The organism is Rhizobium fabae (genome assembly GCF_003985135.1).
Taxonomy (GTDB): domain Bacteria; phylum Pseudomonadota; class Alphaproteobacteria; order Rhizobiales; family Rhizobiaceae; genus Rhizobium; species Rhizobium pisi.
On the sequence record NZ_ML133648.1, the window covers coordinates 147,510 to 171,247 of the forward strand.

Below are 23,738 nucleotides of genomic sequence, written 5' to 3' on the forward strand. Positions count from 1 at the left end.
GACGATCATAGACAAATTTATATTGTTGAACAATCTGGAATATGTTATTCAACAATCTCAACGCTATCAATCAACAGGCTATGATATGGTGACCGTCGATCTCAACAGCGATCTTGGTGAAAGCTTTGGTCCGTGGCCCATGGGCGACGATGTCGCGATGCTCGACATCGTGACGAGCGCGAATATTGCCTGCGGCTTCCATGCCGGTGACCCTGCCGGCATCCTGAAGGTACTGCGGGCGGCGGCGGCCCGGGGCGTGATGGTCGGGGCGCATGTCGGATATCGGGACCTCGTTGGATTCGGCAGGCGCAACATGGATCCGTCGAGCGAAGAGCTGGTCGGTGATACGATCTACCAGATCGGCGCGCTTCAGGGCCTGGCGAAAGCGGCAGGTACGAAGGTACGCTATGTCAAACCGCACGGGGCGCTCTACAACACCATTTCGAACGACGCCCGCCAGGCGGGCGATGTGATTGCAGGGATAAAGGCTATCGATCCCTCCCTCATTCTGATGGCGCTCGCCGGTGCTCCCATCGTCAAACGGGCCCGCGCGGCCGGGCTGACCGTCGTCTGCGAAGCCTTTGCCGATCGCGCCTACAATGCCGACGGCACCCTCGTCAGCCGCCGCGCGCCGGGCGCGGTCATCCACGATCCGGATCAGGTCGCCGAACGGATGCTGCGTTTGGTGGGCGAAGGCCGGATCGCGACGATCGACGGCGACGATATCGAACTCGAAGCGCAGACGATCTGCGTTCACGGTGACACTCCGACGGCAGTCGCGTTGGCGCAAAGATTGCGAGAGGTCTTTACCGGCCGCGGCATCCGATTGGCCGCTTTCGCCGACGTGACGGACGGTGCGGTCCGTGGGTGAGCTGCTGCGGTTCCTCCCTGCGGGCAGCGACAGTTTCCTGATCGAGCTTGCGGATCTCGAAACGGCGCAAGCACTGTTCGACAGGCTGCAGGAAAAAGGGCTTTCGGGCGTGAAGGAACTCATTCCGGCAGCGCGCACCGTCATGGTTCGGTTCGATCCTCTGGAAACCGACCGCGCGCAGCTGGCGGATCTGATCGCGGGAATGGACCTCTCCGTGCGCATGGCACGCGAAGGTTCCTTCTTCGAAATTCCCGTGGTTTATGACGGAGAGGATTTAGGAGATGTCGCCGGATTGCTCGGCTGGACGGTCGAGGAGCTCATACGCCGGCATAGCGAGGCGATCTTCACCGTCGCCTTCACCGGTTTCGCTCCGGGTTTTTCCTATATGACCTGCGACGATCCTGCCTTCGATGTCCCTCGCCGGAAAAGTCCGCGGGTGCGAATCCCGGCGGGCTCAGTCGCAATCGGCGGCCGCTTCGGCGGCATCTATCCGTCCGATAGTCCCGGCGGCTGGCAACTTCTCGGGACGACTCCGTGGCGCATGTGGGACACCCAACGGGAGCGGCCCGCTTTGCTGGCCCCCGGAGACCGCGTGCGCTTCCGTCGTCTTTCGGCGCAGCAGTCCGCCCCGGTCAGCATGGCATCGGCCAAGCCGACGGCACCGGCTCCGCCGGAGAGCGGCCTCACTATTACCCGATCGGACCGACCGGCATTGTACCAGGACCTCGGTCGGGCCGGCAGGGCAGACCAGGGCATTTCCGAATCCGGGGCCCTGGATCGCTTTGCCTTGTCGGAGGCCAACCTCTGTGTCGGAAACCCGCGCGATGCGACCGTGATCGAGATCACGTTCGGCGGCCTTTCGCTGCTGGCGGATCGTCCGGTGACTTTGGCGGTTACCGGCGCGCCCTGTCCGTTGACGATTCATCGCAGCGATCGCCGGGACGTTGTTGTCCCCTTGGGAAGACCATTCGCGCTGGATGCGGGGGACGAACTGAGAATCGGCCTGCCGCCGGAAGGCATGAGGAGTTACCTGGCTTTGCGCGGCGGATTTCAGGTGGCGGCCGTCATCGGTTCGACCTCGACCGACACGCTGGCAAAAGTCGGCCCCGAGCCTATTGCGCCGGGCGATATTCTTGTGCCCGCGGAGCGCCGATCGATGGCGGTCGACCCCTTCAGGCCCTTGCCGTGGCCGCTTCCGCGCAGCGGCGAGACCGTGACGCTCGACACCATCCTTGGCCCTCGCTCGGACTGGTTTACAGATAAGGGGCTGGAGACCCTCGTTTCGCAGAGTTGGCAGGTTACGGCGGAATCCAGCCGCGTCGGCATGCGCCTGTCGGGTTCCATTCCTCTCGAAAGGCGTGACGCGGCCGAACTTGCCTCGGAAGGCACGGCTCTCGGCGCCATACAGGTCCCGCATAGCGGCCAGCCGGTCTTATTCCTGGCGGACCACCCGCTGACCGGGGGATATCCTGTGATCGGTGTGATTGCGGCCCATCACCTGGATCTCGCCGGCCAGCTGCCGATCGGCGCAAACATCCGGTTCAATCCCATTGCTCCTTTCGATCCGCTGGTGAAGGAAACCATCCGATGAAAAAGCTGCTCATCGCCAATCGCGGTGAAATCGCCATTCGCGTCGCCCGGGCTGCGCGGGACTACGGCGTCACGTCGGTCGGGATCTATGCGGCGGCAGATGCCAACGCGCTTCATGCGGAACTGGTCGACGAAGCCTATGGGCTCGGTGCGGGCCGGCCCGCCGACACTTACCTCAACATCGTAAAGATCCTCGACATCGCCCGCCGTGCCGGGGCCGACGCCGTCCATCCCGGCTATGGTTTCCTGTCGGAGCGTGCGGAATTTGCGCAAGCCGTCATCGATGCGGGATTGACCTGGGTCGGCCCCTCCCCCGGCGTGATCACGGCGCTCGGCGACAAGGTGGAAGCCCGGCGGATCGCGGCGAAGGTGGGAGCACCTCTCGTCAAAGGTTCCGACGGTCCGCTGCAGACCGCTGCCGATGCCGTGGCATTCGCCAAGAAGGTGGGGCTTCCGATTGCCATCAAGGCCGCCTTCGGTGGCGGCGGGCGCGGTATGAAGGTTGCGCGGCGGCTCGAAGAGGTCGGCGAGCTTTTCGAATCCGCGGTCCGCGAGGCGACGGAAGCCTTCGGCCGCGGCGAATGTTATGCCGAACAGTTTCTCGATCGGCCGCGCCACATCGAAGCGCAGATCATCGCCGACAGTCACGGCAACACCGTCGTGCTCGGCACGCGCGATTGCTCTCTGCAGAGACGAAATCAGAAGTTGGTCGAAGAGGCTCCCGCTCCGTTCATCAGTGACGAGCAGCGGAGCCGCATTCACGACGCTGCCCGCGCGATCTGCGCCGCGGCAGGCTATACCGGGGCCGGAACGGTAGAATTCCTGCTGTCGCAGGCAGGCGCCATATCCTTCCTCGAAGTCAATACGCGGCTTCAGGTGGAACATCCCGTCACGGAGGAGACGACCGGCGTCGACATCGTTATCGAGCAGTTGCGCATTGCCGATGGATTGCCGCTTTCCCTCACCGACACGCCGCAACCACGCGGCCACTCGTTCGAATTTCGCATCAACGCCGAGGATCCAGGGCGGGGATTTCTGCCGACCCCGGGCCGGATCACCCGCTTTCGCGCGCCGGCAGGGCCTGGTGTGCGCCTCGACGCAGGCGTCGAAACCGGTTCGGAAATTCCCGGGCTGTACGACTCGATGATGGCGAAGCTCATCGTCACCGCGCCGACCCGAGAGGAAGCGCTCGTGCGCGCCCGCCGGGCGCTTGCGGAGTTTCAGATCGAGGGGGTCGCTTCCGTACTGCCTTTCCAACGTGCCGTCGTGAACGAGCGCGATTTTACCGGTGAGGACGGTTTCCGCGTCTTCACCAATTGGATCGAGACCGAATTTCGCGGCGTGGAGCCCTCCCCTCGAGTTGATCCGGTCGAAGGCGAGCTTCTGCGCAGCTTCATCGAGATCGACGGCAAGCGCCATGTGCTGGGGCTTCCGGCTGCGCTCTTTTCTGGCGCCGTCGCTGCTCCCGCAGCGAAGCCTCCTTCTCAAGCGGCAAGCGAAGGCGCGATGACCGCGCCCATGCCCGGGACGCTGCAGCGATGGCTCGTGGAAGACGGAGCGCAGGTTGCGGAAGGCGACGTCGTGGCATTGATTGAGGCGATGAAAATGGAAACTCGGGTTGTCGCACCGAAGTCCGGTCGCATTCGCCTGAAAGTCGAGGCGGGCAGCACCGTCGCACTCGGCATCGAACTCGCAACGATCGAATAGGGACAACAACGTCGCGATCTCGCAGATCTCCTGATGAACATCTGCGAGATGTCACGCCCGACCTTCATCCGGATCACTTGGTCCCCGATCCGCGGGTCGCTGCAATCCATTCGAGGGTTCGTCGCTCGGGATCGGAATTGCGCGTGATGTCGGTCACGACGGCAGCACTGTCAGCCCCATTTTCGAACACACCGGCAAGACGTTCCACGGTCAACCCGCCAATGGCGACAAGCGGCAGCGAACCGATGCGGCTTTTCCAGCTATGGAGGCGGTCAAGACCTTGCGGCGCCCAGGGCATGGCCTTGAGAATGGTAGGGTAGATCGGACCGAGTGCGATATAATCAGGGCGCGCCGCAAGCGCGATTGCCAATTCCGCCTCGTCATGCGTGGAAAGCCCTAATTTCAGTCCGGCCTTACGGATGGCGGCAAGATCGGCCACAGCCAGATCCTCCTGGCCGAGATGGACGAAGTCGCAGCCTTCCTCGATGGCAAGCTGCCAGTAGTCATTGACGATCAACTGGCATCCATGCGCCTCGCAGACTGCTTTTGCCCGCCGGATGTCCGCGCGTATGTCAGGCAGCGACCGTTCCTTGATGCGCAGTTGCACGAGTTTGACACCAAGCGGAACCAGTCTTTCGATCCAGGCGGCGCTGTCGACGATGAGATAGAAAGGATCGAGCCTCACGCGAAGACCGCCGTTCCGATCACGGGTGTGGAGGGAACCGCCATGTCACGCGGTTCCAGCATTCCGGCGCCGAATGCCTGCCTGCCGGCACCGATCGCCTTGGCAAAGGCTTCCGCCATGGCGGCAGGATCGCCCGCGCCGGCAACGGCTGTGTTGAGAAGGACCGCATCAAAGCCCATCTCCATCACGATCGTTGCATGCGAGGGCCGGCCGATCCCCGCATCGACGATCAGCGGCACATCGGGAAAGTGCGCGCGCATGGATCGAAGAGCGGAAAGGTTGAGCGGCCCCACCGCCGTTCCGATCGGTGCGCACCAGGGCATCAGGACCTTGCATCCCGCCTCCAGCAGGCGCTCGGCCACCACCAGATCGTCCGTCGTATAGGGAAAAACCTCGAAGCCTTCGCTGCAGAGGATCCGCGCGGCCTCCACGAGCGCAAAAACGTCAGGCTGCAGCGTGTCGTGATTGCCGATCACCTCGAGCTTGATCCAGTTGGTCTGAAACACCTCGCGCGCCATCTTGGCCGTCAGCACCGCCTCGGACACGCCATGGCAGCCGGCAGTGTTGGGGAGCACGCGCGCGCCGAGCGCGCGGATCATGTCGAAAAATACGCCGCCATTGCGCCCGCCGGCCGCTTCACGCCGCAGCGACACGGTGACGATTTCTGTCCCGGATCGCTTGACGGCGTCGGCAAGGACGGCCGGCGAAGGATAACGCGCAGTGCCGAGAAGAAGTCGCGACCCGATCTGGGTTTCGTAAAGATCAAGCATGTCAGCCTCCCTGCATCGGGGTCAGGATTTCGATCCTGTCATCGTCGTTCAGAGCGTGACCTTCACGGTCTTCGCGATGAACGAGTTCGCCGTTGACGGCGGTTGCCAGCCACTCGCCTTCATAGTCGAGTGCGGCCAACAGCTGCGAAAGGGTGGTGGCGGCGGTTGTCTGAGGTTCGCCATTGATGATCAGACGCATTGGGAGCTCCTTTGCTTCGTCCGTCCGGAAAAGACGAGATCTGCGGCTTGTGCCGCCATTGCGGGCGCCAGGAGAAAACCGTGGCGATAAAGGCCGTTGAGGACGACGGCATTGCCTTCCCACACGACCCGCGGAAGATTGTCGGGGAAAGCCGGACGAATGCCGACGCCGGTTTCGACGAGGGCAGCGTCGGCAAAGGCCGGATGCAGCGTGTACGCCGCGTTCAGCAATTCCATCAGCGAGCGTGCGGTAATGGGTCCGTCGAAATCGGTCTCGATCATGGTGGCGCCGACCATGAAGAGGCCGCCGCCGCGAGGCACGACATAGACCGGGATGCGGGGATGAAGCAGGCGAACGGGCCGTGAAAGCTCTATTTCATCGGTACTCAGATAGAGCATCTCGCCCCTCACGCCGCGCAGATCGCCAACCTGCCCGATGCGCGCGGCACCCGTGCAATCGACGATATCGGAGAAACCGTCTTCTTCGATATCGCCAGCTGCAAAAACAACGCCCAGCGCCGTGAGTTTTTCTTTCAATTCGCGCAGCGCATGCCTGGGATTCAGATGGGCTTCCTGCGCGAAAAACAGGCCATGCCGGAACCGCCCGGCAAGCACCGGCTCCAGCGCTGCGATGTCTTCCTCATCGACCCATCGATAACCGCTCGTCCGGCCGGCAAAGCGTTTCAGCTCCCCCTGGTCGCGCGCCGGCGCGACCACCAGCGTCCCATTGCGGGCGACGTGTCCTGGCAGGATGGCATCCCAACGATCGGCCGCCTGTGCTCCGAGCCGGAGCACAGCGTCGTCGGCGCTTTCCCGCTCACACCAGGGCGCCAGCATGCCACCCGCCAGCCAGGACGCGGCGCGATCGAAGTTTGCGTGCGGATCCAGGACTTTTACCTCGGCGCCACGGGCATGCAGTTCGTGCGCCACGACGAGGCCGGCGACGCCGGCCCCTTTGACAAGGACGCGCATCTCAAGCACCCGGGGCTTCGATGGAAGAGACCTCGACATAGAGGTCGCCGCCGTCGCGGTAACGGGCGGCCATGGCTTCGAGACCCTCCTTCTGCGCTTCCGACCGGATATCGTGCGATATGCGCATCGAGCAGAATTTCGGGCCGCACATCGAACAGAAATGGGCGACTTTGTGTGCCTCCTTCGGAAGCGTCTCGTCGTGGAAGGAGCGGGCTGTCTCCGGATCGAGGGAAAGATTGAATTGATCTTCCCAGCGGAATTCGAAACGGGCGCGCGACAGCGCATCGTCGCGAATGCGCGCGGCAGGATGGCCCTTGGCGAGATCGGCGGCATGGGCGGCGATCTTGTAGGTGATGACGCCGGTCTTGACGTCGTTGCGATCCGGCAGGCCGAGATGCTCCTTCGGGGTCACATAGCAGAGCATGGCCGTCCCGAACCAGCCGATCATCGCCGCGCCGATCCCCGAGGTGATGTGATCGTAGCCCGGCGCGATGTCGGTCGTCAGCGGTCCCAGCGTGTAGAAAGGCGCCTCGCCGCAGACGGCGAGCTGTTTGTCCATGTTCTCCTTGATCTTGTGCATCGGCACATGGCCGGGCCCTTCGATCATCATCTGGCAGTCTTTCGCCCAGGCGATCCTGGTCAGCTCGCCCAGCGTCTCGAGTTCGGCAAATTGCGCCGCATCGTTGGCGTCGGCGATCGAGCCGGGGCGCAGGCCGTCGCCGAGGGAGAAGGAGACGTCATAGGCCCGGCAGATATCGCAGATTTCCTCGAAATGCTCGTAGAGGAAACTCTCGCGGTGATGATGCAGGCACCACTTCGCCATGATCGAGCCGCCGCGCGAGACGATGCCTGTGACGCGGTTGACGGTCAACGGGATGTAGTGCAGCCGCACGCCGGCATGGATGGTGAAATAGTCGACACCCTGTTCGGCCTGTTCGATCAGAGTATCGCGATAGATTTCCCAGGTGAGGCTTTCGGCGATGCCCTCGACCTTTTCCAGCGCCTGGTAAAGCGGCACGGTGCCGATCGGCAGCGGCGAATTGCGGACGATCCATTCGCGGATATTGTGGATGTTGCGGCCGGTTGAAAGATCCATGACGGTATCGGCGCCCCAGCGGGCGGCCCAGACCATCTTCTCGACCTCCTCCGCCATCGACGAGGTGACGGCCGAGTTGCCGATATTGGCATTGATCTTCACCAGGAAATTCCGGCCGATGATCATCGGTTCCGATTCCGGATGATTGATGTTGGCGGGAATGATCGCACGGCCGGCGGCTATTTCCTGGCGGACAAATTCCGGCGTCACGTGATCGGGAATATGGGCGCCGAAGCTCTCGCCATCGCGAAGCATCGTGCCTGCCTGCGCTTTGCGGCCGAGGTTTTCGCGGATGGCAATGAATTCCATCTCCGGCGTGACGATACCGGCACGCGCATAGGCAAGCTGCGTGACCGCCTTGCCGTCCTTGGCCCGCAGCGGCTGACGTTTTGTTGGAAACTCCGGCGTCAGCCGGTCGCCGCTGGCAAAGCCGTTGTCCTCGGGGCGGACGCGACGGCCCTCATAGGGCTCGACGTCGCCGCGGGCGAGCACCCAGTCGCGGCGCAATGCGGCAAGACCCTGCTCGATACTTATATCGGCGCCTTCGATCGTGTAGGGGCCGGAGGAATCATAGACGGTCACCGGCGGTTCGCCTGAGGTCGGATGGAGGCTGATCTGCCGCATCGGCACGCGGATATCCGGGTGCAGTTCTCCTGGGACGAAAATCTTGCGGGATGCCGGCAAAGGGCCGGTCGTGACGGTCGGGTGAAGGTTCTTGGCGACAATTGTCATGGTGAGGCTCCAATTTGGTTTGGAGACCCAGTCCTCACGCCGGAATGATGAAAAGACGCCAGCCCGGATTCGAAAACGAATCCAATGCCTTTCGAGCGCTTGCACCGTCCCTACGCCAGTATGAACTGGATCAGGTTCAACGGGTCACTGCGCCACAACAGGCAAAGCCGTATTGTCCAGCAGTATCTCAGCCCCTTGCCGGGACCCCCCTGGTGAATGCTGCGGAGGCTACGTCCTCGGTCGAGCCCATGTCAAGCCTGGAACCGAGAGGGACGTGATGAAGGCAGATCGACATGCGCGATGGTTCGATGCGACCCGACAGGCCTGCCTGAAATGCTCGATTTTGTCTTTCCGTCAGCGGCGGCCGGGGCGGCTTACCGCCACTTGCGGGCATCTGCGCTATCCTGGCAGCCATAGGGCGGCAAGGCGCCACCGAACGTAGCGTGCAGTGTGACGCATCCCCATTTGTTGATCGGGGCGGGCATTCGGCTGTTCAACTCGATGCCGACTTCATCATACGGGCTTTCCGCATTGGTGACATAGCGGTACCAGCGAAAGCCGATGACCACGGCCAGGACGATGACAACGGTCAGCAACAACCGAATGGCTCGACGTAATATATTCTCCTCCAAAATCAATGATATCAGGCCCGGCGTCTTATCTCGCAGGGCAACGCCTTTCACGCAACGGCTATTGGACCGATCGTGCGCGGCCCGGCGGCGTCCTCAGGCTGGCGGAAACAATCGAGTTCGCGAAGCGGGGCCGGTTTGGAAAAGAAATAGCCCTGGAGGTCGGTGCAGCCGAGGGCGGTCAGGAAGTCGCGTTGATATTCGGTCTCGACCCCTTCGGCCGTCGTCGAGATGCCGAGGTTGCGGCTAAGCGCGACAATGGCGCCGATGATGGCTGCCCCGTTGGCCTTCGTGCCGAGCAACGAGACGAAGGATCGATCGATCTTGATCCTGTCGATATCGAAGCGCATCAGGTGGCTGAGACACGAATAGCCGGTTCCGAAATCGTCGAGTGAAATCTGAACGCCGCGGCCGCGGAGCGATGTCAACACCGTATAAACGTCGGAGTTATCCTCGATGAGCGAGGATTCGGTGAGCTCGAGTTCAAGCCGGGACGGCGCCAGCCCGGTCTCCTGAAGCACGGCGAATACTTCCTCGGCAAATTTTGGCCTCCTCAACTGGGAGGGAGATACGTTGACCGCAACGAAGCTGTTTTCAGGCCAGTTGCAGGCGGCTGTGCAGGCCTCTCGCAATACCCAGAAACCGAGCGCGTCGATCAGGCCGCCCTCCTCGGCGACGGCGATGAAGCTCGCAGGCGTCAACAGCCCGCGTTGGCTGTGACGCCAGCGCACCAGGGCTTCGGCACCCGATGCCTGATATCCCTCCTCAGCGCGGTGTATCGCCTGATAATGGACTTCGAGCGATCCGAAATCCGGCCTGCTTGCGCACGGATCGGGTTGCATGCCACCGCTGGATGAGGCCGCGCCCTTGGCCAGAACTTCCCGCAATTCGTTTTTGAGAATGTCGCGCGCGTTCCTGCCGCCGTCCATGGATGGCGAATAGGCGCGCCATTGACCTCTTCCGCCGACCTTTGCCTCGTAAAGCGCGACGTCGGCGTAGCGCATGAGGTCATCGGCGTTCCGCCCGGCGTCCGGCACGACAGTCACGCCTATCGAGCCGCCGACCTGCGCGACTGCTTCACCCTTCAGAAGCGGGAAGGGTTTACCGAGTTCGGCAACGATCGCTTCGCATATTGCCGGCAAAATTTGATCGTCGCTGATATCCCGGAGAAGCAAGGCAAATTCATCCCCTCCGAGCCGGGCAAGCGTGTCATCGGGGCGAAGCACCGACCGGATCCGCTCGGCGGCCATCCTGATCAGTTCATCGCCGGCGGCATGGCCGAACGTATCGTTCACGGCTTTGAATCGGTCGAGGTCGAGAAGCGCCACGGCGAAGCGTTCGACCGAATTCTGCGTATCGGCCAGGCACTCGTCGAAGCGCATCGCAAACAGCGCGCGATTGGGAAGGCCGGTCAGCACATCATGCAGGGCAAGCTGCCTTGCATGCAGCTCGCTTTTCCTCAAATCGCCGAGACTGCTGCGCAGACGCACGAGCAGGAACGAGAACAGGACCGCGATCACCAAGGCGGCAATCGAAAGCGCCGGCATCAGCCGGCCGATCACCCTGGAACCCGGAAGGTCGGGCCGCCATACGATGAAGCCGATCGGTTCGCCGTTTGCCGTCGCGTCGATCTGAAACGCAACCTCGTTTTCGTCAGCATCGGCCGTGCGCGCGAAGCGTGCGCCGTTGAGGCCCTGCTGCCGGCTCAATTCGTCCAGTGCCGCGCCGTCGATGAACCGCACGACGATGAGGAATTGCCGCGCCGGCTGCTGCTGTCCCTGAGGCGCTTCGTCGATGGCCACGACCCCAACGATCGTCGGGCGACCTTCCAGCCGCATCAGATTGGCCAGCGCACGGTTGGGCTGCGCTGCGCTCGCACGGCGGCTTTCTATTGACGACGACAGTCGTTCGTTGGAAGCCGCGCCAGGGCTCGCGGCAAGGCGGGCATCCTGAAGGAGAGGCAAAAGGAGAGGCTTCATCCAGCGAAAACGCTTCTCCGTTTGGGCGTCTGCCATCATCAGCAGTTGGGCCTTCTCGTCGACGACGAAAGCCTGGTCGTAGCCGAAGGCGGACATTGCGGTCTGGCTGATCGCGCTTCCCGTCGCCGCCGTCAAAACCATGTCGAGGCTGGAGGAAACTCCGGCCGAACGGGAGGCAGGATGGACTCGTGCGAGATAGCCATTGCCGAACTGGCCAATGACATGGGCTACCTGAGTGACCTGTTCCCGCAGGCGCGCATTGACCAGCTGGCGCTGACGATCGAGAGCCGCAGCGTCGCTCTCGGTTCCCGCCCACAGCGCCGACAGCACGACAAGCCCGATCGCGCCAAGCCCGCTGACGGCGATGAGAAAGAGAATTCTGCCCGAAGCGATCCAGGATTGCTGAAACGTATTGGAACTGGAAGGACGAACGATGTGCAAGCCTAGACCCCTGAACACCACTAGAAGCGGGCGTCGTCCACCGACAGTAACAAGGAAGCGTTCACGTAGAATTAAAAGCTAAGGCGCACTATTGGCAGAGATCGACGACGCCCCAAGGAGTTTCCGACGATGCTGCGCATGTCCATTCAATCCATATTGCGCGGAACGCTGATGGCGGGCGGCGTGGCGATCCTTTTGGCCGCGGCCTCGCCGCTCCCGGCGGCTGCGCAGGATCCGACACCCATGAGAATTGCCGTTGAAGGCGCATTTCCGCCCTTCAACTATCTCGATGCGAACAACAAGCTTCAGGGCTTCGACATCGACATCGCCAACGCCCTCTGCGAAGTTGGCAAGTTCGAGTGCCAGTTCGTCATCGAGAAGTGGGACGATATGATCCCGGATCTCATTGCCAGCAAATACGACGCGATCGTCTCATCCATGTCGATGAGCCTTGAGCGGCGTCAAAAGGTTGCCTTTACTGAAAAATACTACAACAGTCCGACGGTATTCATCGCTCGCAAGGATTCGCCGATCAGCGATATCAGCCCCGCTGCCTTGAGCGGCAAAAACCTCGGGGTGACGTCGTCGACGGCGCAGGAATCCTACGCCAAGCACTTTTATCCCGAAATGAAGAAGACGGTTTTCCGGTCATCGCCGGAATTGTACAAGGGGCTGTCGGACGGAAGAGTCGACATTATCCTCGAGGATAAGCTTGCCATCTACGACTGGATCGCCAACACGAAGGCGGGAACGTGCTGCGAGTTCAAGGGACCGGATCTGGTCGATGTGACCTATTTTGGCGAAGGCGCCGGAATTGCTGTGCGTCCGGATGACGGCGAACGTCTAGCGCGCCTGAACGCAGCCTTGAAGACGATCAAGGAAGACGGGACTTACGACATGATCAACGCGAAGTATTTCCCGTTCAGCATCCAATAGCTCAGACCATGTGTGATGGATGCAAGATGGCCGGCTTTGCCGGCCATCTCTGTTTCGGTCCTAGACGTCAGGCGGCTTTCGCGACGTCTCCATGCGGGTCGAGGACAAATTTCGTCGCCGCTCCATGGTCGAAGCTCTCGTAGCCCTCAGCGGCTTCGTCAAGCGGGATGACCTTGGCGTTGACGATATCGGCGATCGGCAGCCGGTCGTGCAGGATCGCCTGCATGAGCTGACGATTGTACTTCAGCACCGGCGTCTGGCCTGTGTGGAAGGACTGGGCCTTGGCCCAGCCGAGGCCGAAGCGGAGCGAAAGATTGCCGTGCTTGGCGGCGTTGTCGACGGCGCCCGGATCCTCGGTGACGTAGAGGCCGGGAATACCGATCGAACCGGCGGCGCGGGTGATTTCCATCATCTGGTTGAGCACGATCGCCGGCTGTTCCCCGCCCGAGTGACCGCGCGCCTCGAAGCCGACGGCGTCGATGGCGCTGTCGACTTCATTGGTGCCGACGACCTGCGCGATCATGTCGCCAAGGCGGTCGCTCTTGGACAGGTCGATCGCTTCGAAGCCAACCTTTGCCGCATGGGCCAGGCGGTCCTTGTTGAAATCGCCGATCATGACGACGGCAGCGCCGAGAATGCGAGCCGAAGCCGCAGCCGCAAGCCCGACAGGGCCGGCGCCGGCGACGTAGACGGTTGAGCCGACCCCGACGCCCGCCCGCACCGCGCCATGGAAGCCGGTCGGCAGAATGTCGGAGAGCATGGTGAGATCGCGGATCTTCGCCATGGCCCTGTCCCGATCCGGGATCTTCAGCAGGTTGAAGTCTGCGTAGGGAATGGTGACGTAGCGCGCCTGTCCACCGATCCAGCCGCCCATGTCGACATAGCCGTAAGCGCCGCCGGCACGAGCCGGGTTCACCGTCAGGCAGACGCCGGTATCCTGGGACTTGCAGCAGCGGCAACGGCCGCAGGCAACATTGAAGGGCACCGAGACGATATCGCCGACTTCGAGCATCTCGACATCGATGCCTTTCTCGATGATCTCGCCGGTGATTTCATGACCGAGGACCAGGCCCGGCATCGCGGTCGTGCGGCCGCGGACCATGTGCTGGTCGGAGCCGCAGATGTTGGTCGATATGACCTTGAGAATGACGCCGTGCTCGATGCGGCGGCCATCGGGCGCTTCCAGCTTCGGGTCGTCGATGTCGCGAACCTCGACCTTGCCCGGACGGAGATAAACGACGCCTCTATTCTTGCTCATGGATTCCTCCCACGTTTGAAATACCTCGACCCGCAACCAATGCAGCCGACGGCAAGCTTTTCTTCCGGCCTGCCTCCTCTGCAGCCCGGCATGTCCATATCGCCGCATCGGGCGATACTCGAATTCTGCAAATAGGCGGAGACGGATTGAATGGAAGGGAGGAGCGAACGCTGAAGGTTCAGCCTGTCCTGTTCGGCTCGTGATCGCCTGCCGCAATCTGTCGATCTGCTGCGCAAAGAGCTGGTTTCCGGGCTCCAGAACCTCCTTTCGGTCGATCTCGGTTCCTCTGCCGCCTTAAACACCCTCAGCAAACCACGCCTTGCGCAAAACAGCGCTCATGAAAACGACAGGGCGCAACTCAAAGACGACAGTCGGCAAAGACGTGGATAATCTTCCTGCAAGGCGATGACGCCTCAGGAACGCTGCCGCTGCCCGCGCTTAAAGTCCATGGCCGTGTGCCAGAACACGGCGCCGAGAATGATCACCCCGCCGAAATAGGTGGCGACAGGCGGTTGTTCGGAAAACAGCAGCCAGACCCAGAAGGGCGTGAGCACGATTTCCATCGTGCCGATCAATGCGGCTTCCGCCGGCGGCATCCGCTTCGCCCCCGCCAGGAAGAGCACCAGCGCGAGCGAGAAATTGGTCGCGCCGAAAGCGGCAAGGACGATCCAGTTGTGCAGGTCGAGCGAACCGACCGAGCCGAACGGAGCGAAGATGAGGAGGGTCAGGAAGGCGCTGACGACGGTTGGCGGCAGGCTCGGCACGCCGGGATTGATGCGCGGAATGATGATGACGAGCGCGAAAGACGCGGTCATGCCGAGTGCCAGCACGTCGCCCCACCCCGTGCCGCCGCCGATCGAGGAGGCGACGATGACGGCCACGCCGAGGAGCGAGATGCCTCCGGCAATCAGCGTCCGCCTGCCGACCCTCTCCCGAAGGATGAGCCAGCCGAACAAGGCCGCGATGAACGGCGTTGTCGCATAGATCATCGCCACGTTGGCGACGGTGGTCATGTAGAGCGCACCGATGAAGCATCCCTGACTGAAAGTCTGGCATGCGATCATCGCAAGACCTGTGGGATGAAAGACGGAACGCCATTGTTGCCGCGAGATGCCCCCTTCGAGGAAAAGGCAGGGGATCAGCAGGAACAAGCCGCCGAACAACGACCGCCAGGCGATCGCCGTCCATACGTCGGTGGTCAGGAGCCGCGAGTAGACGCCGCTGGCGCTCCAGGCAAGCGTCGCGGCAACGATGAGAAGCACACCCTTCTCGTGCTCGCTGCCTGCGAGTGGTCTGGCCGTATTTTCAATGGTCACGCAGATATTCTCAAAGAAGGAAGTCGAACGCGGATCATTTCTGCGCCGGGAATTGACATTAGACAAACGAATAGTAGTGATGGCTATCATCGATTTTTTCTATGGCTTTCCATGCACGAACCGATCGAGAGCGACCTCCTGAGAACCTTTCTGGTCGTCGCCGAGACGTCGAACTTCTCCGCGGCTGCCCAGCGCATCGGCCGGACGCAATCGGCCGTCAGCACCCAAGTCAAGAGGCTCGAGGCGGCGATCGGGGAAACGCTGTTCGAGCGCGGCGCCCGCGGCGTGCTACTCACACGCCAGGGCATACAGCTCGTGCCCTATGCCCGCAGGGTCATCGATCTCCTGAACGAGGCCGCCGCGACGATCCGAAGCAAGCCGCTTGATGGGCCGGTGCGTATCGGAATTCCCGAGGAATACAGCCAGACGGTGCTGCCGGCAGCCCTTGCGGCTTTCGCCGTGCGTCATCCGGCGGTCGAGGTCACCGTGTCCTGCGACTATACATCCCGCAACATTGCCGCCCTGGAGCGGGACGAACTCGATCTTGCCGTCGTGTTCGACTGGAGCGACCAGAGGCAGGGCGAGGTTCTGTGCATCGACCCGACCGTCTGGGTCACGTCGATGGTCCACCGGCTGCATGATATGGACCCCCTGCCCATTGCAACCTATCGCAACTCCACTTGGTCACGCGATTTTGCGCTCCGGTCGCTCGAGCAGATCGGCCGCAATTACCGGATCGCTTTCATCGCCGATACGGGTTCGGGGCTGAAGAACGCCGTGATCGCCGGCCTTGCCGTCACCACGCTTTCGCGCAGCAGCATTCCGTCCGGCTGTCGGGAACTGACCGCCGAAGACGGTTTTCCGCCGGTCGATTCCTCGAAGGTCGTGCTTCGCCGGAGCACCTATCGCTCCAGCGAGGCCATACGCGAGCTTGCCGAAATGGTGCGGGAGGCGTTCCAGCCTATGCCGGCGCTTTCGATGGTGTGATGCGGCGGCGCAAACGGCGCCTGGTTTCGGATGGACTCTCGGAAAAGCTCGCCCGGTAGCTTCTCGCAAAGGCCGAAGCCGAATTGAAGCCGGTCGCTGCCGCGATGTCGGCGAAGGAGGCTGTCGTCTCGATCACCTTGCGGCGCGCCGTGTTCAAGCGCAGGGCGAGATAATGCACATGCGGCGGCGCGCCGATGCTCTGCTGGAAGAGATCCTGCAGATGCCGGGCGCTGACGCCCACCCTGCGGGCGAGCCGTGCAAGGGTCAGGGGCTGCTCGATATGCTCCTCCATCAGCCGTACCGCCTGCGTCACGCGCGGATCGTGCATGCGCAGTCCCGCCGAGGCTGCGGAAAGCGGTTCGTCGGCGTGGAAGGAAGGCTGCTCGTAGCGGAACAGCCGGCTGACCTCGAGCGCCAGCGAATAACCCTGCCGCTGCCTGATTATCTCCAGCATCAGGTCCACGGTCGGGAGCGACCCCGATGTCGTCAGACGCTTGCCGTCGATGACGAAACGGTCCTTGACGGCCCGCACCTCGGGATAGGCAAGCGCGAAATCCTCGTAGTCCTCCCAGTGGACGGTGGCGGGCAGCCCATCGAGCAGGCTTGCCTCTGCAAGCAACCATGTCCCGGATTCGATGCCGGCGATCACCGTACGGTGGCGCGCGGCCTGGGAGAGCTGCATCTTGAGTGCGGGCGTGGCGCTTCCGCGCCAATTATAGCTGGCAAGCACGAACAGAGGCCGATCCTCGGTCGTCGCCCGGAAGATCCCCTCGACGGGAACGGCGATATTGCTGGTGGTCGGGACCGGCGCTCCATCAGGCGTCAGCAGCCGCCAGCGATAAAGTTCGCTGCCCGAAATACGGTTGGCGCCACGCAGCGGTTCGATGACCGACGCGATCAGGATCAGGTTCGTGTCCGGCAGGACGAGAAGATCGATATCGAGCCGTTCCGTCGATCGCTGCAGCAAGGTTACCTCCCAAGATTTCTGATAATGTATCGATAACTTCTGAAAATGCAAAGCATCGCTGCCCAACCTGTCGCGTAATGCTAGTTAAGACGGGGAGAACAAAAACATGCCTCTTGCGATGAACCGCGATGTTTTCATCACCTGTGCCGTCACCGGCGCCGGCGATACGATCTCAAAATCCAGCCACGTGCCGATCACTCCCAAGCAGATCGCCGATTCCGCGATCGATGCGGCAAAGGCCGGTGCGGCGGTCGTTCACTGCCATGTCCGCGATCCGGAAACAGGGAGTGCCAGCCGCCGCAACGATCTCTACAAGGAAGTCACCGACCGCATCCGCTCGGCGGATGTCGACGTGGTCCTCAATCTCACCGCCGGTATGGGCGGAGACCTGATCTTCGGGGATGTCGAAAGTCCCCTTCCCCTCAATCCCAGGGGCACTGACATGGCGGGCGCCACCGAGCGCGTCAGCCATGTCGCCGAATGCCTGCCTGAAATCTGTACGCTCGACTGCGGCACGATGAACTTCAACCTCGGCGACTATGTCATGACCAACACCCCGGCCATGCTGCGGGCGATGGCGAAGAAGATGACCGATCTCGGCGTGCGTCCCGAGATCGAGGCCTTCGACACCGGCCATCTCTGGTTCGCCAAGCAGCTCGCCGAGGAAGGCCTGATCGAAGACCCGGTGCTGATCCAGCTCTGCATGGGCATTCCGTGGGGCGCGCCCGACGATCTCAATACCTTCATGGCGATGGTCAACAACGTGCCGCAGAGTTGGACCTTCTCGGCCTTCTCGATCGGCCGCAACGCCATGGCCTATCCCGCCGCAGCGGTTCTGGCCGGCGGCAACGTCCGCGTCGGCCTGGAAGACAATCTTTTCGTCGGCAAGGGCCAGCTCGCCACCAATGCGCAGCTCGTCGAAAAGGCGGTGCAGGTGGTCGAAGGCATGGGCGCCCGGATCATCGGCCCGGAAGACGTTCGCAAGAAACTCAAACTGACGAAGCGCTGAGGGCGGCATGACAGGGATCAACAAGGCAGCCTGTATCGGCGGCGGCGTCATCGGCGGCGGATGGATCGCCCGTTTCCTGCTCGCCGGCATCGATGTTGACGTGTTCGATCCGCATCCGGAGGCGGGCCGCATCGTCGGCGAAGTGATTGCCAATGCCGAAAAAGCCTATGCCATGCTGACCGGCGCACCGCTGCCGCCGCGCGGCAGGCTGAGGTTCTGCAAAACGCTGGAGGAAGCCGTCGCCGGTGCCGACTGGATCCAGGAAAGCGTGCCGGAACGGCTCGATCTCAAGCGTGGTGTACTGACACAAATTGATGCCGCGGCCCGTCCTGATGCGCTGATCGGTTCTTCCACCTCGGGTCTGCTGCCGACCGATCTGCAACGGGACATGAAACATCCCGAGCGCCTCTTCGTCGCCCATCCCTATAATCCCGTCTACTTGCTGCCGCTCGTCGAAATCGTCGGCGGCGAAAAGACCTCGGCGGCGACCATTGAAGCGGCGATGGACAGGCTGGCGCCGATCGGCATGAAGGGCGTCCATATCGCCAAGGAGATCGAGGCCTTCGTCGGCGACCGGCTGCTCGAAGCGCTGTGGCGCGAGGCTCTGTGGCTGATCCATGACGACATCTGCACCGTCGAGACGCTCGATGACGTCATCCGCTACTCCTTCGGCCTGCGCTGGGCCCAGATGGGCCTGTTCCAGACCTATCGCATCGCCGGCGGCGAGGCCGGGATGCGCCACTTCCTCGCTCAGTTCGGCCCTTGCCTCGCCTGGCCCTGGACCAAGCTCACCGATGTGGTCGATCTCGACGACGCGCTGATCGAAAAGATCGGCCGGCAATCCGACGAGCAGGCAGCCGGCTTGTCGTTCCGTGAACTCGAACGCATCCGCGACGAAAACCTCGTCGGTATTCTGCAGGCCCTCAAGGGCGGCCATGGCGGCAAGGGCTGGGGTGCCGGCAAGCTGTTGAAGGATTTCGAGCAATCGCTCTGGGCACAAGGCGGCGGGACACCCAAGTCTTTCGATCCGTCGAAGCCGCTGAGGCTCGTCGAGACGAAGGTCAGCCCGGCCTGGGTCGACTATAACGGCCATATGACCGAGCACCGCTACCTGCAGGTCTTCGGCGATACGTCAGACGCATTGCTGCGCCTCATCGGCGTCGACCTTGCCTATGTCGAGGCGGGGCAAAGCTATTACACGGTGGAAACCCACATCCGCCATCTCGGCGAGGCGAAGCTCGGTCAGGCGATCCATTCGACCTGCCAGGTGCTTGGTGTCGACGAAAAGCGACTGCACGTCTTTCACACGCTTTGCGACACGGAGACGGGCGAGACTCTCGCCACCGCCGAGCACATGCTGCTGCATGTCGACAGCAAGGCCGGCAAGGCCACGCCGGCGCCGGCCGCCGTGTTCGACAAGGTCAAGGCGATCGCGGAAGCACATGCGACTTTGGCGGCGCCCGAAGGCGTCGGCCGTCACGTCGGTCAGAGGCGATAGGGGGATCGGCATGAATTTTGGTCTCAGCGAAGAACAGGAAATGATCGTCGAGACGGTTCGCGCCTTCGTCGAAACCGAAATCTATCCGCATGAGAACGAGGTCGAGCGCAGCGGCATCGTGCCGCCGGAGCTCGGGCGCGAAATCCAGCGCAAATGCATCGATCTCGGCTTTTACGCCTGCAATTTCCCAGAGGAGGTCGGCGGCGCCGGTCTCGACCATACCACCTTCACGCTGGTCGAGCGGGAACTCGGGCGCGGCTCGCTGGGGCTGACGGTGTTCTTCGGCCGGCCATCCGGCATTCTGATGGCCTGCGAGGGCGAGCAGCGCGAGCGCTACCTCCTGCCTGCGGTGCGCGGCGAGAAGATCGATGCGCTTGCGATTACAGAACCGGACGCCGGTTCCGATATGCGCGGCATGAAGTGTGCTGCCCGCCGCGACGGTGGCGACTTTGTCCTGAACGGCACGAAACATTTCATCTCCCATGCCGATGTCGCCGATTTCGTCATCGTCTTTGCCGCGACGGGTGAAGAGGAAACGCCGAAAGGCATCAAGAAGAAGATCACCGCCTTCCTGGTGGATCGCGGCACGCCGGGGTTTGAAATTCTCAAGGGGTATGATTCCGTTTCGCATCGCGGCTACCATAACTGCACCCTCAGTTTCACCGATTGCCGGATTCCCGAAGCCCAAGTGCTGGGCGAGGTGCATCGCGGCTTCGATATCGCCAATCAGTGGCTTTACGGCACGCGGTTGACGGTTGCCGCCACCTGTGTCGGCCGGGCGCGGCGTGTCTTCGACCTGGCCCTGCCCTATGCCGCCGAACGCAAGCAATTCGGCAAGCCGATCGGCGCCAATCAGGGTGTGTCTTTCAAGCTCGCCGACATGATCACCGAGATCGACGCAGCCGATTGGCTGACGCTTGCCGCCGCCTGGCAGGTCGATGCCGGCCGCCCCGCAGACCGGCAGATCGCTTCGGCCAAGCTCTACGCCTCCGAAATGCTGGCACGCGTCACCGACGAGGCGATCCAGATCTTTGGCGGCATGGGACTGATGGACGACCTTCCGCTCGCCCGCTTCTGGCGCGATGCGCGCGTCGAGCGCATCTGGGACGGTACCTCCGAAATCCAGCGGCACATCATCAGCCGCGACCTGCTCAGACCCCTGGGAGCGTGAGCCGATGACATCTCGCCCGCTCGACCGCCTGCTCAGACCGCAAACGATCGCCGTCTTCGGCGGCCGCGAAGCGCGCAGGGTGATCGAGCAGTGCGACCGCATGGGCTTTGCCGGCGAGATCTGGCCCGTCCATCCCAAATTGGACGAAGTGCTCGGGCGGCGCTGCTATCGCTCCCTCTCCGATCTGCCCGCAGCCCCGGATGCCGCCTTTGTCGGCGTCAACAGGGTGCTCACCGTCGACATCGTGCGCGGCCTTTCGCGGGCTGGCGCCGGGGGGGCGGTCTGTTATGCATCGGGCTTCAGCGAGGCGACGGCAGAACTTGCCGACGGCGCCGAGCTGCAGCAAGCTCTTCTTGAGGCCGCCGGCGACATGCCGATCCTCGGACCCAATTGCTACGGGCTGATCAACGGTCTCGACGGCGCTCTGTTATGGCCCGATCAGCACGGCATGCAGCGGGTCAAACGCGGTGTTGCGATCCTCACGCAGTCCTCCAATATCGCCATCAACCTGACCATGCAGACCCGCGGGCTGCCGATCGCCTATGTGGTCACTGCCGGCAACCAGGCGCAGACATCGCTTGCCGATGTCGCCTGCGCGCTGATCGACGACCCGCGTGTGACGGCCATCGGCCTTCATGTCGAAGGGTTCGGTGATCTCGCCGCCCTCGAACGTCTTGCCGCCATTGCCCGTCGCTCGAGGAAGCCCGTCGTCGTCCTGAAAGTCGGCAAGTCGGAGCAGGCAAAACACGCGGCCGTCTCGCATACCGCCTCGCTTGCCGGCAGCGATGCGGTTGCCGATGCCGTGCTCGCGCGCCTCGGTCTCGGTCGTGTCCAAAGCCTGCCGGCGCTGCTCGAAACGTTGAAACTCCTGCATATCGCCGGCCCGCTTACAAACCATTCGATCTCGTCCATGAGTTGCTCCGGCGGCGAGGCCTCGCTGATGGCGGATGCCGCAGTCGGCCGCAAAGTGGAATTCCCGGCCCTCCAGCCACGGCAATTGCCGCGGCTGCGCGAGGTCCTGGGCGAGATGGTGGCGCTTGCCAATCCGCTCGACTACCACACCTTCGTTTGGGGCGATCTCGCCCGTCAGACGGAGGCCTTCAGTGCTATGTTCGAGGGTGGCTGCGCTCTCAATCTCGTCGTTCTCGATTTTCCCCGCAGTGACCGGTGTGAGGCATCCGAATGGATGACGACGGCGGACGCGGTTATCGCAGCAGCCTCCGCCACGGGTACGCTGGCCGGGCTTCTCGCGACCCTTCCTGAGAACATGCCGGAGCCTGTCGCCGAGCGCCTGATGTCAAATGGTATCGTCGCCTTCTCGGGTATCGACGAAGCCATCACCGCGGCCGAAGTCGCCGCTGGGATTGGCGAGGCCTGGGATCGTCCGCCTCCCCTGCCCTTGCTCAACGTCGTCCCCGCGGACGGCGAGATCGAGACACTGACGGAAGCTGATGCGAAGATAGAGCTTGCCGCCTGCGGCCTCCCTATCCCCGGGGGGCTGCAGGCTTTTTCTCCTGGCGAAGCCGCCGAGCTGGCGGAACGGCTCGGTTTCCCCGTCGTGCTGAAGGGTCTCGGTATCGCGCATAAGACCGAGGCCGGGGCCGTCGTGCTCAACCTCAGAGATCCAGAGGCGGTGTCGAATGCGGCGGCGGCTATGGCCTCTGATGCCGGTTATTTCGTCGAGAGGATGGTCGATGCGCCGGTCGCCGAACTCATTGTCGGGGCTACCCGCGACCCCGTCTTCGGATTGTCGCTCATGCTTGGAGCGGGTGGGATCCTCGTCGAATTGCTGGAAGATTCCATCATCCTGCCGCTTCCGGCGACGAAAGCAGATATTCACACGGCGATTGCGCGCCTCAAAATCGCAAAATTGATCTATGGCTATCGCGGGCGGCCGCGAGGCGATCTCGAGGCTATGATCGACACTATCGCAACAGCGGCAGATTATGTCGTAATGAACGCGGCACACCTGGAGGAACTGGACATTAATCCATTGATGGTTCTTCCCGAGGGACGCGGTGTCGCTGCGGTTGATGCCCTCATACGGCGGAGGAGGTAGGATAGGTTGAGCGACCAGATTCGCACACGACAGGACGGCGGAGTGCTCGAAGTCGTCATCGACCGGCCGAAGGCGAATGCCATCGACCTTGCCACAAGCCGTGCCATGGGCTTGATCTTCCGCGATTTCCGCGACGATCCGGCCTTGCGTGTCGCCATCGTGACGGGCAGCGGCGAAAAGTTTTTCTGTGCCGGATGGGACCTCAAGGCAGCGGCATCAGGCGATGCGGTCGACGGGGATTACGGTGTCGGCGGCTTCGGCGGGCTGCAGGAGCTGCGCGACCTCAACAAGCCGGTCATTTGTGCGGTTAACGGCATCTGTTGCGGCGGCGGACTGGAGATCGCGCTTTCGGCCGATCTGATCCTCGCGGCCGACCATGCGACCTTCGCCCTGCCGGAAATCCGCTCGGGCACGGTTGCCGATGCCGCCTCGATCAAGCTGCCGAAGCGCATCCCCTATCACATCGCCATGGACATGCTTCTGACGGGACGCTGGCTCGACGTTCACGAGGCGCATCGCTGGGGTTTCGTCAACGAGGTTCTGCCGGCAGACTGGCTGATGGAAAGGGCGTGGGAGCTTGCCCGCCTGCTCGAAAGCGGACCGCCGCTCGTCTACGCGGCCATCAAGGAAATCGTCCGCGAAGCGGAGGGTTCGACGTTCCAGACTGCCATGAACAAGATCACCAAGCGGCAGTTTGCGACGGTCGACATGCTCTATTCGAGCGAGGACCAATTGGAAGGCGCACGGGCCTTCGCCGAGAAGCGAAGCCCCATTTGGAAAGGAAGATAGGGAGGCGGCAGCAACCGCAGCATTTTCCCGCATGATGCGGGCATCGGAGGTGGAGAGGAAACCGCCTGCGAATCTGCC

Annotated in this window: 20 protein-coding genes and 1 riboswitch; of the genes, 10 read left to right on the forward strand and 10 right to left on the reverse strand. The window is 62.6% G+C overall.

Features of this window, described 5'->3' with window-relative positions:
- Positions 1-85 precede the first annotated feature (85 nt).
- The 3 genes from EFB14_RS09305 to EFB14_RS09315 are packed head-to-tail and all read left to right on the forward strand — an operon-like array spanning position 86 to position 4,168.
- Positions 86-871 (forward strand): LamB/YcsF family protein, encoded by a 786-nt coding sequence (locus EFB14_RS09305; protein WP_125843387.1) that lies wholly within the window; start codon positions 86-88, stop codon positions 869-871.
- Complete coding sequence (locus EFB14_RS09310) at positions 864-2,462, forward strand: 5-oxoprolinase subunit B/C family protein (protein WP_126824689.1); 1,599 nt, start codon at positions 864-866, stop codon at positions 2,460-2,462. Before EFB14_RS09305 ends, EFB14_RS09310 begins: the two co-directional genes overlap by 8 nt.
- A complete protein-coding gene (locus tag EFB14_RS09315) occupies positions 2,459-4,168 on the forward strand; it encodes an acetyl/propionyl/methylcrotonyl-CoA carboxylase subunit alpha (protein ID WP_126824692.1) in 1,710 nt (569 codons plus the stop codon). The genes EFB14_RS09310 and EFB14_RS09315 overlap by 4 nt, the downstream gene beginning before the upstream one ends.
- Before the next feature lie 73 nt (positions 4,169-4,241).
- Here EFB14_RS09315 and EFB14_RS09320 read toward each other — a convergent pair whose 3' ends face one another.
- From EFB14_RS09320 to EFB14_RS09350, 7 genes are all read right to left on the reverse strand, one after another.
- A complete protein-coding gene (locus EFB14_RS09320) occupies positions 4,242-4,853 on the reverse strand; it encodes a thiamine phosphate synthase (RefSeq protein WP_125843381.1) in 612 nt (203 codons plus the stop codon).
- Complete coding sequence (locus tag EFB14_RS09325) at positions 4,850-5,623, reverse strand: thiazole synthase (RefSeq protein ID WP_126824695.1); 774 nt, start codon at positions 5,621-5,623, stop codon at positions 4,850-4,852. Before EFB14_RS09325 ends, EFB14_RS09320 begins: the two co-directional genes overlap by 4 nt.
- 1 nt (position 5,624) lies before the next feature.
- A complete protein-coding gene (thiS, locus tag EFB14_RS09330) occupies positions 5,625-5,822 on the reverse strand; it encodes a sulfur carrier protein ThiS (protein WP_125843377.1) in 198 nt (65 codons plus the stop codon).
- Positions 5,813-6,793, reverse strand: coding sequence for a glycine oxidase ThiO (gene thiO / locus EFB14_RS09335; RefSeq protein WP_126824698.1), 981 nt, complete (start codon positions 6,791-6,793; stop codon positions 5,813-5,815). Before thiO ends, thiS begins: the two co-directional genes overlap by 10 nt.
- A gap of 1 nt (position 6,794) precedes the next feature.
- On the reverse strand, positions 6,795-8,621 hold the full coding sequence (gene thiC / locus EFB14_RS09340) for a phosphomethylpyrimidine synthase ThiC (protein WP_126824701.1): 1,827 nt from the start codon (positions 8,619-8,621) through the stop codon (positions 6,795-6,797).
- A gap of 89 nt (positions 8,622-8,710) precedes the next feature.
- Positions 8,711-8,842: riboswitch (TPP riboswitch) on the reverse strand.
- Positions 8,843-8,995: 153 nt separating this feature from the next.
- The gene (locus tag EFB14_RS09345; RefSeq protein WP_210302760.1) at positions 8,996-9,220 is read right to left on the reverse strand and encodes a hypothetical protein; all 225 of its coding nucleotides are present in this window, start codon (positions 9,218-9,220) and stop codon (positions 8,996-8,998) included.
- A gap of 80 nt (positions 9,221-9,300) precedes the next feature.
- Complete coding sequence (locus EFB14_RS09350; RefSeq protein ID WP_183604834.1) at positions 9,301-11,691, reverse strand: putative bifunctional diguanylate cyclase/phosphodiesterase; 2,391 nt, start codon at positions 11,689-11,691, stop codon at positions 9,301-9,303.
- A 108-nt stretch (positions 11,692-11,799) separates the two neighbouring features.
- Here EFB14_RS09350 and EFB14_RS09355 point away from each other — a divergent pair, with 108 nt between their 5' ends.
- A complete protein-coding gene (locus tag EFB14_RS09355; protein WP_125843369.1) occupies positions 11,800-12,606 on the forward strand; it encodes an ABC transporter substrate-binding protein in 807 nt (268 codons plus the stop codon).
- A gap of 67 nt (positions 12,607-12,673) precedes the next feature.
- On the opposite strand, the gene fdhA is transcribed toward EFB14_RS09355, so the two are convergent.
- Both fdhA and EFB14_RS09365 read right to left on the reverse strand, forming a co-directional pair.
- The gene (fdhA, locus tag EFB14_RS09360; protein WP_125843367.1) at positions 12,674-13,864 is read right to left on the reverse strand and encodes a formaldehyde dehydrogenase, glutathione-independent; all 1,191 of its coding nucleotides are present in this window, start codon (positions 13,862-13,864) and stop codon (positions 12,674-12,676) included.
- A 413-nt stretch (positions 13,865-14,277) separates the two neighbouring features.
- Positions 14,278-15,180: a DMT family transporter gene (locus EFB14_RS09365; protein WP_125843365.1), complete on the reverse strand. Its 903-nt coding sequence runs from the start codon at positions 15,178-15,180 to the stop codon at positions 14,278-14,280.
- A 111-nt stretch (positions 15,181-15,291) separates the two neighbouring features.
- On the opposite strand from EFB14_RS09365, the gene EFB14_RS09370 reads away from it, so the two are divergent.
- On the forward strand, positions 15,292-16,167 hold the full coding sequence (locus EFB14_RS09370) for a LysR substrate-binding domain-containing protein (protein WP_125843363.1): 876 nt from the start codon (positions 15,292-15,294) through the stop codon (positions 16,165-16,167).
- Here EFB14_RS09370 and EFB14_RS09375 read toward each other — a convergent pair.
- A complete protein-coding gene (locus EFB14_RS09375; protein ID WP_125843426.1) occupies positions 16,142-17,164 on the reverse strand; it encodes a GlxA family transcriptional regulator in 1,023 nt (340 codons plus the stop codon). The genes EFB14_RS09370 and EFB14_RS09375 overlap by 26 nt on opposite strands.
- A gap of 76 nt (positions 17,165-17,240) precedes the next feature.
- On the opposite strand from EFB14_RS09375, the gene bcoG reads away from it, so the two are divergent.
- From bcoG to EFB14_RS09400, 5 genes are read left to right on the forward strand one after another with little or no spacing between them, the layout of a single operon-like run.
- Entirely contained in the window at positions 17,241-18,143 is a 903-nt protein-coding gene (gene bcoG, locus EFB14_RS09380) for a 3-dehydrocarnitine:acetyl-CoA trimethylamine transferase BcoG (protein WP_125843361.1), read from the forward strand.
- Positions 18,144-18,150: 7 nt separating this feature from the next.
- Positions 18,151-19,641: a carnitine 3-dehydrogenase gene (locus EFB14_RS09385; RefSeq protein ID WP_126824707.1), complete on the forward strand. Its 1,491-nt coding sequence runs from the start codon at positions 18,151-18,153 to the stop codon at positions 19,639-19,641.
- 10 nt (positions 19,642-19,651) lie between these two features.
- Positions 19,652-20,812, forward strand: coding sequence for an acyl-CoA dehydrogenase family protein (locus EFB14_RS09390; protein ID WP_126824710.1), 1,161 nt, complete (start codon positions 19,652-19,654; stop codon positions 20,810-20,812).
- Positions 20,813-20,816: 4 nt separating this feature from the next.
- A complete protein-coding gene (locus tag EFB14_RS09395) occupies positions 20,817-22,871 on the forward strand; it encodes an acetate--CoA ligase family protein (protein ID WP_126824713.1) in 2,055 nt (684 codons plus the stop codon).
- A gap of 6 nt (positions 22,872-22,877) precedes the next feature.
- Positions 22,878-23,660: a carnitinyl-CoA dehydratase gene (locus tag EFB14_RS09400; protein ID WP_125843353.1), complete on the forward strand. Its 783-nt coding sequence runs from the start codon at positions 22,878-22,880 to the stop codon at positions 23,658-23,660.
- Positions 23,661-23,738: the final 78 nt, after the last annotated feature.

Excerpts from the sequence above, each read along its gene's own strand:
- EFB14_RS09305 (WP_125843387.1), top strand. The coding sequence starts at position 86 with ATGGTGACCGTCGATCTCAACAGCGATCTTGGTGAAAGCTTTGGTCCG.
- EFB14_RS09315 (WP_126824692.1), top strand. The coding sequence starts at position 2,459 with ATGAAAAAGCTGCTCATCGCCAATCGCGGTGAAATCGCCATTCGCGTC.
- EFB14_RS09325 (WP_126824695.1), bottom strand. The coding sequence starts at position 5,623 with ATGCTTGATCTTTACGAAACCCAGATCGGGTCGCGACTTCTTCTCGGC.
- thiS (WP_125843377.1), bottom strand. The coding sequence starts at position 5,822 with ATGCGTCTGATCATCAATGGCGAACCTCAGACAACCGCCGCCACCACC.
- thiO (WP_126824698.1), bottom strand. The coding sequence starts at position 6,793 with ATGCGCGTCCTTGTCAAAGGGGCCGGCGTCGCCGGCCTCGTCGTGGCG.
- thiC (WP_126824701.1), bottom strand. The coding sequence starts at position 8,621 with ATGACAATTGTCGCCAAGAACCTTCACCCGACCGTCACGACCGGCCCT.
- EFB14_RS09355 (WP_125843369.1), top strand. The coding sequence starts at position 11,800 with ATGCTGCGCATGTCCATTCAATCCATATTGCGCGGAACGCTGATGGCG.
- fdhA (WP_125843367.1), bottom strand. The coding sequence starts at position 13,864 with ATGAGCAAGAATAGAGGCGTCGTTTATCTCCGTCCGGGCAAGGTCGAG.
- EFB14_RS09370 (WP_125843363.1), top strand. The coding sequence starts at position 15,292 with ATGCACGAACCGATCGAGAGCGACCTCCTGAGAACCTTTCTGGTCGTC.
- bcoG (WP_125843361.1), top strand. The coding sequence starts at position 17,241 with ATGCCTCTTGCGATGAACCGCGATGTTTTCATCACCTGTGCCGTCACC.
- EFB14_RS09385 (WP_126824707.1), top strand. The coding sequence starts at position 18,151 with ATGACAGGGATCAACAAGGCAGCCTGTATCGGCGGCGGCGTCATCGGC.
- EFB14_RS09390 (WP_126824710.1), top strand. The coding sequence starts at position 19,652 with ATGAATTTTGGTCTCAGCGAAGAACAGGAAATGATCGTCGAGACGGTT.
- EFB14_RS09395 (WP_126824713.1), top strand. The coding sequence starts at position 20,817 with ATGACATCTCGCCCGCTCGACCGCCTGCTCAGACCGCAAACGATCGCC.